At 67.3% G+C, this 11,595-nt stretch carries 9 protein-coding genes and 1 pseudogene; 1 reads left to right on the plus strand and 9 read right to left on the minus strand.

Features of this window, described 5'->3' with window-relative positions:
* The 9 genes and pseudogenes from AC1D12_RS12270 to araD1 all read right to left on the minus strand — a co-directional run.
* Window positions 1–263: pseudogene (locus tag AC1D12_RS12270) on the minus strand (sugar ABC transporter permease YjfF); the annotation flags it as partial.
* Window positions 264–280: 17 nt separating this feature from the next.
* Window positions 281–1,333 carry an ABC transporter permease gene (locus AC1D12_RS12275; protein ID WP_477824524.1) on the minus strand — a complete coding sequence of 351 codons (1,053 nt, stop codon included), beginning with the start codon at window positions 1,331–1,333 and terminating at the stop codon, window positions 281–283.
* Window positions 1,330–2,850 carry a sugar ABC transporter ATP-binding protein gene (locus AC1D12_RS12280; protein ID WP_477840645.1) on the minus strand — a complete coding sequence of 507 codons (1,521 nt, stop codon included), beginning with the start codon at window positions 2,848–2,850 and terminating at the stop codon, window positions 1,330–1,332. Before AC1D12_RS12280 ends, AC1D12_RS12275 begins: the two co-directional genes overlap by 4 nt.
* Window positions 2,850–4,043 carry a multiple monosaccharide ABC transporter permease gene (gene mmsB / locus AC1D12_RS12285; protein WP_477840647.1) on the minus strand — a complete coding sequence of 398 codons (1,194 nt, stop codon included), beginning with the start codon at window positions 4,041–4,043 and terminating at the stop codon, window positions 2,850–2,852. Before mmsB ends, AC1D12_RS12280 begins: the two co-directional genes overlap by 1 nt.
* Window positions 4,033–5,634 carry a multiple monosaccharide ABC transporter ATP-binding protein gene (gene mmsA, locus AC1D12_RS12290; protein WP_477840649.1) on the minus strand — a complete coding sequence of 534 codons (1,602 nt, stop codon included), beginning with the start codon at window positions 5,632–5,634 and terminating at the stop codon, window positions 4,033–4,035. Before mmsA ends, mmsB begins: the two co-directional genes overlap by 11 nt.
* An 80-nt stretch (window positions 5,635–5,714) precedes the next feature.
* The gene (chvE, locus tag AC1D12_RS12295; RefSeq protein WP_477840653.1) at window positions 5,715–6,737 is read right to left on the minus strand and encodes a multiple monosaccharide ABC transporter substrate-binding protein; all 1,023 of its coding nucleotides are present in this window, start codon (window positions 6,735–6,737) and stop codon (window positions 5,715–5,717) included.
* A gap of 165 nt (window positions 6,738–6,902) precedes the next feature.
* Window positions 6,903–7,835 (minus strand): ABC transporter substrate-binding protein, encoded by a 933-nt coding sequence (locus AC1D12_RS12300; protein WP_047503522.1) that lies wholly within the window; start codon window positions 7,833–7,835, stop codon window positions 6,903–6,905.
* A gap of 139 nt (window positions 7,836–7,974) precedes the next feature.
* Window positions 7,975–9,411, minus strand: a complete 1,437-nt coding sequence (locus AC1D12_RS12305) for an aldehyde dehydrogenase family protein (RefSeq protein ID WP_477840651.1) — start codon at window positions 9,409–9,411, stop codon at window positions 7,975–7,977.
* Window positions 9,412–9,440: 29 nt separating this feature from the next.
* On the minus strand, window positions 9,441–10,442 hold the full coding sequence (gene araD1 / locus AC1D12_RS12310) for an AraD1 family protein (RefSeq protein WP_477824527.1): 1,002 nt from the start codon (window positions 10,440–10,442) through the stop codon (window positions 9,441–9,443).
* 159 nt (window positions 10,443–10,601) lie between these two features.
* Between araD1 and AC1D12_RS12315 the strand changes: the two genes are divergently transcribed.
* Window positions 10,602–11,567, plus strand: coding sequence for a LysR family transcriptional regulator (locus tag AC1D12_RS12315; protein ID WP_477840652.1), 966 nt, complete (start codon window positions 10,602–10,604; stop codon window positions 11,565–11,567).
* The last annotated feature ends 28 nt before the right edge of the window (window positions 11,568–11,595 follow it).

The raw sequence follows: 11,595 nt of genomic DNA on the forward strand, positions 1-11,595 counted from the left end.
ATCGTCGTCAGCGCGATCACCGACCCCACCGACAGGTCGATGCCGCCCGACAGGATCACGAAGGTCATGCCGACCGCGACGATGCACAGGAAGGCGTTGTCGATCAGCAGGTTCAGGAACACCTGGGCCGAGAAGAAGCCGGTGTAGAGCACCGAGCCGAGGAGCGCCATCACGAGGAACAGCGAGACGGTCGCCGCCAGCGGGATGAACTTCGGGTCGAGGCGCAGGCGCTTTGCGGACGCAGCCGCTGGCGCGGCGCTCATCGATTGGGCGTGCGTATTCATGCCTTCGCTCCCGGCCGTTCTGCCATCGCGGGCCGCTGCACCAGCGAGCGCAGGCTCTGCCGGAATTCCGGCGATTGCAGCAGCATCACCGCGAACACCACGCCGGCCTTGACGACCAGGTTGACCTCGGGCGGCACGCCCAGCGAGTAGATCGCATAGGTAAGCGTCTGGATGATCAGCGCGCCGATCACGCTGCCGGCCAGGCTGAAGCGGCCGCCGGTCAGCGCCGTGCCGCCCAGCGTCACCGCGAGGATCGCGTCCAGCTCCATCAGTTGCCCGGCGTTGTTGCCGTCGGCGCTCTTCACGTTCGAGCTGACGATCAGCCCGGCCGCGCCGGCGCACAGCCCGCAGAAGGCGTACACCCACACCGTGATGCGGCGCGCCCGCACGCCGGCCACGCGCGCTGCCGACGGGTTCACGCCGACCGCCTGGATGAACAGCCCGAGCGCGGTGCGCGTCGTCACCCACCACAGCAGCACGAACACCGCCGCCGCGATGAACAGCGAGAACGGCAGCCCAAGCAGGTAGCCGCTGCCGAGGAAGAAGTACGGCCCGTAGTAGATGGTGATGATCTGCCCGCCGGTGATCAGCTGCGCGATGCCGCGGCCGGCCACCATCAGGATCAGCGTCGCGATGATCGGCTGCATGCCCACGCGCGCGACCAGCACGCCGTTCCACAGCCCGCACAGCAGCGCGACGCCGAGCGCGCCGAGCAGCGCGGCCCACATCGGGAAGCGGCTCGCATGCGTGGCCACGCCGTCGACGATCACCAGCGAGCCGCCGATCATCCAGGCCGCGATCGCCGCCGCGATGGCCACCACCGCGCCGACCGAGATGTCGATGCCGCGCGTCGCGATCACCAGCGTCATGCCGAGCGACACCAGCATCAGCGGTGCCGCGCGGTTCAGGATGTCGATCAGGCTGCCGTACAGGTGGCCGTCGCGCCATTCGAGGTGCAGGAAGCTGCTGTTGAACACGGCGTTCAGCAGCAGCAACAGCAGCAGCGTGACCAGCGGCCACGCCAGGCGATGTTTGAAGAGTGCGCTCATGCCTGTGCCGCAATCACGTGGTAGACCGCCTGCTCGCTGCTGCCTGCCGGCAGCTCGGCGACCTTGCGGCGATCGCGCAGCACCGCGATGCGGTGCGAGACGCGCACGACCTCGCTCATCTCCGACGAGATGAACAGGACCGACATGCCCTGCTGCGCGAGGCGCAGGATCTCGTCCATGATCTCCTGCTTGGCCGCGACGTCGATGCCGCGCGTCGGCTCGTCGAGGATCAGCAGCCGCGGCTCGGTCGCGAGCCAGCGCGCGAGCATCGCCTTCTGCTGGTTGCCGCCGGACAGCAGGCCGATCGGCGTCTCGATGCTCGCGGTCTTGATGCCCAGCGCCTTCACGAAGCGCTCGGCCATCTCGGCCTGCTGCTCGCGCGACAGCGTCTTCGCGAGGCCGTGGCGGGCCTGCAGCGCGAGCGCAATGTTCTCGCGCACCGACAACTCGGCCACGATGCCGTCGGTCTTGCGGTCTTCGGGGCACAGGCCGATGCCGTGGCGCACCGCGTCGGCCGGGCTGTGCAGGCTGGCGGGCTGGCCGTCGACCTGCAGCGTGCCCTGGTCGTTGGCGGCCAGGCCGAACAGCAGCCGGGCGAGTTCGGTGCGGCCGGAACCGAGCAGGCCGCCCAGGCCCAGCACCTCGCCCGGGTACAGGTCGAGGTCGACCGGCTGCAGTTGCCCCTGCTGGCCGAGGCCCTGGGCGCGCAGGAAGGGCTGGCTGTCGTGCGGGCGGGCGCTCGGCGCGGCAGTCGACTGGCTCGCCAGCTCGCGCCCGATCATCGCGGTGATCAGCGCCGGCGCGTTCAGCTCGGCGGCCGGGCGCTCGCAGACGAACTCGCCGTTGCGCAGCACCGTGATGCGGTCGGAGATCGCGTAGACCTGCTCGAGAAAGTGCGTGACGAACAGGATCGCGAGGCCCTCGCCACGCAGCTGGCGCAGCACCGTGAACAGGCGCTTGACCTCGTCTTCATCGAGGCTGGAGGTCGGCTCGTCGAGGATCAGCACCTTGGCCTCGACGCTCAGCGCGCGGGCAATCGACACCATCTGCTGCACCGCCACCGAATAGGTCGCGAGGCCGCGCGTCACGTCGATGTCGAGGTTCAGCCGCGTCAGCAGCTCGCGCGCCTGCACGTTCATGCGCGCCCAGTCGATGCGCCAGCCACCGGCCGCGCCCTTGCGCGGGTAGCGACCGGCGAAGATGTTCTCTGCCACCGACAGGTTGGTGCAGAGGTTCACCTCCTGGTAGACGGTGCTGATGCCCAGTTGCTGCGCCTGCTGCGGCGTGGTCGGGCAGATCGCCGCGCCGGCCAGCGTGAACTCGCCGGCATCGGCCGCATGCACGCCGGTCAGCACCTTGATCAGCGTCGACTTGCCRGCACCGTTCTGCCCCATCAGCGCATGCACCTCGCCGGGGAACAGCCGCAGGCCGACGTTCGTCAGCGCGCGCACGCCGAGGAACTGCTTGCTGACGCCGCGCAGTTCCAGGACGGGAGACGGTTCGGCGACGGCGCTCATCACTTGTTCTTGTTGTAGACGTCGASRAACACSGCGGCCAGCARCACCASGCCCTTGATGACCTGCTGGTAGTCGATGCCGATGCCCAKGATSGACATGCCGTTGTTCATCACGCCCATCACGAAGGCGCCGATCACCGCGCCCATCACCTTGCCGACGCCGCCCGAGGCCGAGGCACCGCCGATGAAGCAGGCCGCGATCACGTCGAGCTCGAAGCCGACGCCGGCCTTCGGCGTCGCGGTGTTCAGCCGCGCGGCGAACACCAGCCCGGCCAGCGCCGCCAGCACGCCCATGTTGATGAAGGTGTAGAACGACAGCCGCTCGGTCTTGATGCCCGACAGCTTGGCCGCCTTCTCGTTGCCGCCCAGCGCGTAGATGCGTCGGCCGATCGTGCTGCGCCGCGTGACGAAGTCGTAGCCCACCATCAGCAGCACCATGATGATCAGCACGTTCGGCAAGCCACGGTACGAGGCCAGCAGGTAGCTGAAGAACAGGATCACCGCGGCGAACGCCGCCGTCTTGCCGAGGAAGAACGGGTACGGCTCTTCTTCCATGCCGTGGCGCGTCTGCGCGATGCGCCCGCGCACCTTCAGCACCACCATCACCAGCACCGTGATCACGCCCAGCAGCAGCGAGGTCAGCCGCAGCTCGGCACCGGCGAACAGGTCGGGGATGAAGCCCGAGCTCAGGCGCTGGAACTCGACCGGGAACGGCCCGACCGACTGCCCTTGCAGCAGCGCGAGCGCCAGGCCCTTGAACACCAGCATGCCGGCCAGCGTGACGATGAACGACGGGATGCGGAAGTACGCGACGAACCAGCCCTGCGCCGCGCCGATCACGCCGCCCACCACCATGCAGCCGAGGATGGTCCAGATCCAGTGGATCTCGTAGTTCACCATCATCACCGCGGCCAGCGCGCCGATGAAGCCGGCCACCGAGYCGACCGACAGGTCGATGTGCCCGGCCACGATGACCAGCAGCATGCCCAGCGCCATGATGACGATGTAGCTGTTCTGCAGCACCAGGTTCGTCAGGTTCAGCGGCTTCAGCAGCGTGCCGTCGGTCAGGTACTGGAACAGCCCCATGATCGCGACGAGCGACAGCAGCATGCCGTACTCGCGCATGTTGTTCTTCAGGAAGCCGCGGTACTCCTTGGGCGGCACGGCGGCCGCCGCGGCGATGTCAGTTGCCATGATTCGTTTCTCCGGCCAGCAGGCCGTGTTCAGTGTCCAGCTTCGGCGGCGCGTCCATGCCGTCGTGCGATCCGGCCTTCATGATGGCGCGCATGATGCGCTCCTGCGACGCCTCGGCCGCCGGGAACTCGCCGACGAAGCGGCCTTCGTTCATCACGTAGATGCGGTCGCACATGCCCAGCAGCTCGGGCATCTCCGACGAGATCATCAGGATGCATTTGCCCTCGGCCGCCAGCGCGTCGATGATGGTGTAGATCTCGTACTTGGCGCCGACGTCGATGCCGCGCGTCGGCTCGTCGAGGATCAGCAGTTCGGGCTGCGAGAACAGCCACTTGCTCAGCACCACCTTYTGCTGGTTGCCGCCCGACAGGTTCACCACCGGCTGGTACACGCTCGACGAGCGCGTGTTCAGCCGGCGGCGGAAATCGCTCGCCACGGTGAATTCGCGCCCGTCGTCGATCACGCCGTGGCGCGACACCGCGGACAGGTTCGCGAGCGTGGTGTTCTTCTTGATGTCGTCGGCCAGCACCAGGCCCAGGCCCTTGCGGTCCTCGGTGACGTAGGCGATGCGGTGGCGAATCGCCTTCTGCACCGTCGAGGTGTCGATCACCTCGCCGTGCATGCGCACCTCGCCGCTGATGCGCTGGCCGTACGAGCGGCCGAACACGCTCATCGCGAGCTCGGTGCGCCCGGCGCCCATCAGGCCGGCGATGCCGACGATCTCGCCGCGCCTGACGTTCAGGTTCACGCCCTTCACGACCAGCCGGTCGGCGTGCACCTGGTGGTGCACCTTCCAGTCGCGCACCTCGAAGACGGTCTCGCCGATCTGCGGCGTGCGCTTCGGGTAGCGGTCGGCCATCTCGCGGCCGACCATGTTGCGGATGATCCGGTCCTCGCTGATCGCCTCGGCCCGGCAGTCCATCGTCTCGACGGTGCCGCCGTCGCGCAGCACGGTGATCGAGTCGGCGACCTTCGAGACCTCGTTCAGCTTGTGCGAGATCAGGATCGCCGAGATGCCGTGCGCCTTCAGCTCGAGCAGCAGCTCGAGCAGCGCATTGCTGTCGCTCTCGTTCAGGCTCGCGGTCGGCTCGTCGAGGATCAGGAGCTTGACCTCCTTCGACAAGGCCTTCGCGATCTCGATCAGCTGCTGCTTGCCGACGCCCAGGTTGGTGATCAGCGTCGACGGCGATTCCTTCAGCCCGACCTTCTCCAGCAGCTCCTGCGTGCGCCGGTGCGACTCGAACCAGTCGATCACGCCCAGCTTCGCGCGTTCGTTGCCGAGGAAGATGTTCTCGGCGATCGACAGCAGCGGCACCAGCGCGAGCTCCTGGTGGATGATGATGATCCCGAGCTTCTCGCTGTCGGAGATGCCGGCGAACTTGCGCAGCTCGCCCTGGTAGTGGATCTCGCCGGTGTAGGAGTCGTGCGGGTAGACCCCGCTCAGCACCTTCATCAGCGTCGACTTGCCGGCGCCGTTCTCGCCGACCACGGCATGGATCTCGCCCCGGCGCACGACGAGGTTGACGTCGTTCAGGGCGGTCACGCCGTGGAATTTCTTGGTGATGCCGCGCATCTCCAGGATGGCATCCATCCGTAGTCCTCTTGCTCTCTCCGACTGCAAAAAAGGTTCTGCGCGATCGCGCAGAACCCAAGCCGCTTGCGCTCGAAAAATTACTTCAGCTGCGCTTCGGTGTAGTAGCCGCTGCCGACCAGCACCTGCTTCCAGTTGCTCGCGTCGACGCTGACCGGCTTCAGCAGGTACGAGGGCACCACCTTCACGCCGTTGTTGTAGGTCTTGGTGTCGTTGATCTCGGGCTTCTTGCCGCCGAGCACCGCGTCGACCATGCCGACCGTGACCTTGGCCAGCTYGCGCGTGTCCTTGAAGATGGTCGAGGTCTGCTCGCCCTTCTGGATCGACTTGACCGACGGCACTTCGGCGTCCTGGCCGGTGATCACCGGCATCGGCGACTTCGGGGTGCCGTAGCCGACGCCCTTCAGCGACGAGATGATGCCGATCGACAGGCCGTCGTACGGCGACAGCACGGCGTCGACGTGGGCACCCGAGTAATAGGCGCTCAGCAGGTTGTCCATGCGAGCCTGGGCGACGGCGCCGTCCCAGCGCAGCGTGGCGACCTTGTCCATGCCGACCTGCTTGCTGCGAACGACGAGCTTGCCGCTCTTGATGTACGGATCGAGCACCGACATCGCGCCGTTGTAGAAGAAGAACGCGTTGTTGTCGTCGGCCGAGCCGCCGAACAGCTCGATGTTGAACGGGCCCTTGCCGCTCTTCAGGCCGAGCTTCTGCTCGATGTAGCTGGCCTGCAGCACGCCGACCTGGAAGTTGTCGAAGGTGGCGTAGTAGTCGACGTTCTTCGAACCCTTGATCAGGCGGTCGTAGGCGATGACCTTGACGCCCTTGTCGGCGGCCTTCTGCAGCACGTCGGTCAGGGTGGTGCCGTCGATCGCGGCGATCACCAGCACCTTGGCGCCCTTGGTGATCATGTTCTCGATCTGCGCCAGCTGGTTCGGGATGTCGTCCTCGGCGTACTGCAGGTCGGTCTTGTAGCCCTTCTCCTGCAGGTACTTGACCATGTTGGAGCCGTCGGCAATCCAGCGTGCGGACGATTTCGTCGGCATCGAGATCGCGATCGGGCCCTTGTCCTGCGCGTGGGCTGCCAGCGGCGCGATGGCCACAACGGCAAAAGTGGCCAGCGAGGCCAGGATCGTACGGATGTTTTTCACTTCTCTGTCTCCATTCATGGGGGGTTCGTCATCGCCGCTCCACTGGGCGGCGGCCGGAGCGCGGCCTGCTCCGGCAGGCTTCGCGGTTCACTGCGAAGTCCAGTCCTACCCCATCGCTCAATACTTGCGATTGGGGAATTCCTTGGCTGCGACTTCCATCGGGAAGACGCCTTCCTGCGTCACGATGCGCTTCGGGATGGTCTTGCCGGCCACCAGGTCCTTGACAGCCTGCATCAGTTGCGGGCCGAGCAGCGGGCTGCATTCGACCGACACGTTCAGCTTGCCGGCGATCATGGCCTCGAAGGCGCCCTTCACGGCGTCGATCGAGATGATCACGATGTCCTTCGCGGGCTTGAGACCCGCTTCCTCGATCGCCTGGATCGCGCCGATGGCCATGTCGTCGTTGTGCGCGTAGAGCACGTTGATCTTCTTGCCCTCGGCCTTCAGGAAGGCTTCCATCACTTCCTTGCCCTTGGCACGGGTGAAGTCGCCGGTCTGCGAGCGGATGATCTTGAACTTCGGATCGGCCTTGATGATTTCCTCGAAGCCCTTCTTGCGGTCGATCGCCGGCGCCGAGCCGACGGTGCCCTGCAGCTCGACGATGTTCACCTCGCCCTTCTGGTCCTTCATCTTCTCGACCAGCCAGCGGCCGGCGCGGCGGCCTTCCTCGACGAAGTCGGAGCCCATGAAGGCGACCCACAGGCTGCTGTCCTTCTCGTCGACCGCGCGGTCCGACAGGATCACCGGGATCTTGGCGGCCTTGGCCTCGCGCAGCACCGTGCCCCAGCCCGATTCGACGACCGGCGAGAACGCGATCACGTCGACCTTCTGCGCGATGAAGCTGCGGATGGCCTTGATCTGGTTCTCCTGCTTCTGCTGCGCGTCGGAGAACTTCAGGTCGATGCCGGCTTCCTTGGCCGACGACTTGATCGACTCGCTGTTGGCGGTGCGCCATTCGCTCTCGGCGCCGATCTGGCTGAAGCCGAGCACGATCTTCTTCTGGGCGAAGGCCTTGAACGGCAGGGCCGCGGCCAGGGATGCCGCAGCCATCGCTGCGAACAGGGAACGTCTTTGGAATTTCACGGTTGTCTCCTCTTGGTGGGTGGCATGAAACACGCGCGGCTTTTGCTGCCGCATCAAAGCGCAAGGGCGGTGAGGCTCAGGCGGGTGGAACTCCTCTTTCCTTGGTTCAAGCCAGCGTGTAGGCCGTCTTGACCGTGGTGTAGAACTCTGCGGCGTAGCGGCCCTGCTCGCGCGGGCCGTGGCTCGATCCCTTGCGGCCGCCGAACGGCACGTGGTAGTCGACGCCGGCGGTCGGCAGGTTGACCATCACCATGCCGACCTTGGCCTGCCGCTTGAATTGCGTCGACAGCTTCAGCGATTGCGTGACGACGCCGGCGCACAGGCCGAACGGCGTGTCGTTGGCGAGCGCGACGGCGTGGTCGAAGCCATCCGCCTTCAGCACGCAGGCGACCGGCCCGAAGACCTCCTCGCGGGCGATGCGGTGCTGCGGCTGCGCGAGGAACAGCGCCGGTGCCATGAAGTGCCCGCGCGTCGCGCGCTCCAGCAGCTCGCCGCCGGCGACATGCTCGGCGCCTTCGCTGCGGGCGATCTCGAGGTAAGAGAGGTTGGTGTCGAGCTGGGCGCGGTCGACCACCGGGCCGATGTCGATGCCGCGTTCCATCGCGTGGCCGACCTTCAGCGCGAGCGTGCGCTGGCGCAGCTTCGTGACGAAGCGGTCGTGCACCGTCGCGTCGACGATGATCCGGCTCGACGCCGTGCAGCGCTGGCCGGTCGAGAAGAACGAGCCCTGCACCGCGCATTCGACGGCCTGGTCRAGRTCGGCATCRGCCAGYAYCACCAGCGGATTCTTGCCRCCCATYTCRAGCTGCACCTTGGCGCGCCGGGCAGCGGTGGCTTTCAGGATCTGCTCGCCGGTGCCCACCGAGCCGGTGAAGCTGATCGCATCGACCAGCGGGCTGTCGACCATCGCCTGGCCGACCTGGCGGCCGCTGCCCATCACCAGGTTGAACACGCCCGCCGGCAGGCCGGCGCGGCTGATGATCTCGGCCAGCGCCGCGGCACAGGCCGGCACCAGCTCGGCCGACTTGAAGACGACGCTGTTGCCGTAGGCGAGCGCCGGCGCGATCTTCCACGCGGGGATCGCGAGCGGAAAATTCCACGGCGCGATGATGCCGACCACGCCGACCGGCTCGCGCGTGATGTCGACCTCGACCCCCGGGCGCACCGACGGCAGGTGCTCGCCGGCCGCGCGCAGCGCCTCGCCGGCGAAGAACTTGAAGATGTTGCCGGCGCGCGCGGCCTCGCCGATCGCCTCGGGCAGCGTCTTGCCTTCCTCGCGGGCGAGCAGCTGGCCGAGCTCGTCCTTGCGGGCGAGGATCTCGCTGCCGATCTGGTCGAGCGCATCGGCGCGCCGCTGCGGCGTGCTCAGGCCCCAGGCCGGCGCGGCGTCGGCCGCGGCGCGGATCGCGATCTCGGCCTGGTTGCCGTCGGCGCGGGCGTACTCGGCCACCACCTCGTCCAGGTCGGACGGGTTGCTGCTGATGCCGGTCGTGACGCCGGTCTCCCAGCGCCCGTTGATGTAGTTCTTGCAGCTTTGCGCCATGGCGGTCGGGCTTTCGGTCGGGCGTTCGTTCACAGGGCGCGCACGCCGCCGATCGCGAAGCCGCGGTCGACGAGGGACAGCGGGTTGACCAGCGGCGCACCGAGCGCCGGAAGGTCGATCTCGAAGCGGTCGCCCGGTTCGACGCGGATGTTGTCGGAGAAGCTCAGCGTGGCGGTGCCGAAGAAGTGCAGGTGCACGTCGCCCGGCTGGCGGTGCGCCGCGTACTTGAAGTGGTGGTACTCGAGGTTGGCCAGCGAATGGCACATGTTGGCCTCGCCGGTCAGGAAGGGCTTCTCCCAGCGGATCTCGTTGCCGCGGCGGATGCGGCTCGTGCCTTCGAGGTGCGCCGGCAGCGCGCCGCTGCGCAGCTCGGGGCCGACCGCGCAGACGCGCAGCTTCGAGTGGGCGAGGTACAGGTAGTTCTGGCGCTCGGTCACGTGGTCGGAGAACTCGTTGCCGATCGCGTAACCGAGGCGGTACGGCTGGCCGTCCGGGCCGATCACGTACAGGCCGACCAGCTCGGGCTCCTCGCCGCCGTCGAGCGCGAAATCAGGCATCGCCAGCGGCGCGCCGGGCGCGGCGACGATGCTGCCGTTGCCCTTGTAGAACCAYTCSGGCTGCACGCCGGGCTGGCCGTCGGCCGGGCGGCCGCCGTCCATGCCCCACTTGAACATGCGCATCGAGTCGGACAGCGATTCCTCGCCAGTCGACAGCTTCTGGTGCATCGCATCGCGTGCCGAGGCGCTGCCGGTGTGCGTGAGGCCGGTTCCGGTGACGAAGCAGTGCGCGACATCGGGGTGCGCGAGCGGCGTCAGCACGCGCTGCTCGCGCAGCARGGCCTCGTACGGCAGCGCGTCGCCGGTAAGGGCCGGTTGCGCCAGCACGTCGACCGGCACCCGGCGGGCGATCGCGGCCTGCGCCAGTTCGTAGGTGCTGACGAAACCGCCCACGGCGCGCACCGAACGGCCGTCGTCGGCGACGCCGCCCACATGCTGCGTGCCGTTCTCGGCGAGGAACTGGATCAGTCTCATGGGGCGGTCGCGTCTCGGTCGGGCGAGCGGGGGCTCGGGTGAAGGTGCCGCATCCTAATGAGCGGAGCTATAACTTTCTAATAGATATTTGCCGCAAACACATATACGATCCGGCATCCATAAAAACCCCTGGTCGCGTCCCGAGACAACGCGCCCCGCATGACGAACTACACGCACTGGTTCATCCGCGCCCGCCTGAAGACACGGCAACTGCTGCTGCTGGTGGCACTCGACGAAGAAGGCAACATCCACCGCGCGGCGCAGGTGCTCAACATGACGCAGCCGGCGGCGTCGAAGCTGCTGAAGGACCTGGAAGACGTGCTGGAGGTGCCGCTGTTCGAGCGGCTGCCGCGCGGCATGCGGCCCACCTGGTACGGCGAGACGATGATCCGCCATGCGCGCGTCGCGCTCAGCAGCCTGAACCAGGCGCACGACGAGCTGGAGGCGATCAAGGCCGGGCGCTTCGGGCAGGTCAGCGTCGGCGCGATCACCGCGCCCGGTCTGGTGCTGCTGCCGCCGGCAGTGGCGCTGGTGAAGCAATCGCACCCGAGCCTGCGCATCGGCGTGCAGATCGAGACCAGCGACGTGCTGCTTGAGCGGCTCGCGCAGGGCAAGCTCGACATGCTGGTGGCGCGGCTCTTTGCGCAGCACGACAAGACCGACCTGCGCTACGAGACGCTGACCGAGGAGCCGGTGTGCGCGATCACGCGGCCGGGGCATCCGCTGCTGTCGGTGGCCCACCTGGGGCTGCGCGACGTGGTGAACGCCGGCTGGATCGTCTCGCCGAGCGGCAGCGTGCTGCGGCACCGCTTCGAGCTGATGTTCCAGGAAGACGGGCTGGAGGCGCCGATCAACGTGATCGAGACCTCGGCCCTGCTGTTCATGACGAAGATGCTGCAACAGAGCGACATGATCGCGGTGGTTGCGACCGACGTGGCGCGCTACTACGCGGCGCACGGCATCGTGTCGATGCTGCCGATCGCGCTGCCCTGCCAGATGGATGCGTTCGGCATCATCACCCGCACCGACCGGCTGCTGTCGCCGGCGGCGAAGGTGATGCTGAAGGCGCTGAAGACGGCGGCGGTGACCGTCTACGGCGCCCGCTTCGACGTGGCCCTGGAGTAGTCAGGACCAGCCCGCGTCGACCTTGAAC

The organism is Rhizobacter sp. P1_G5, assembly GCF_056405435.1.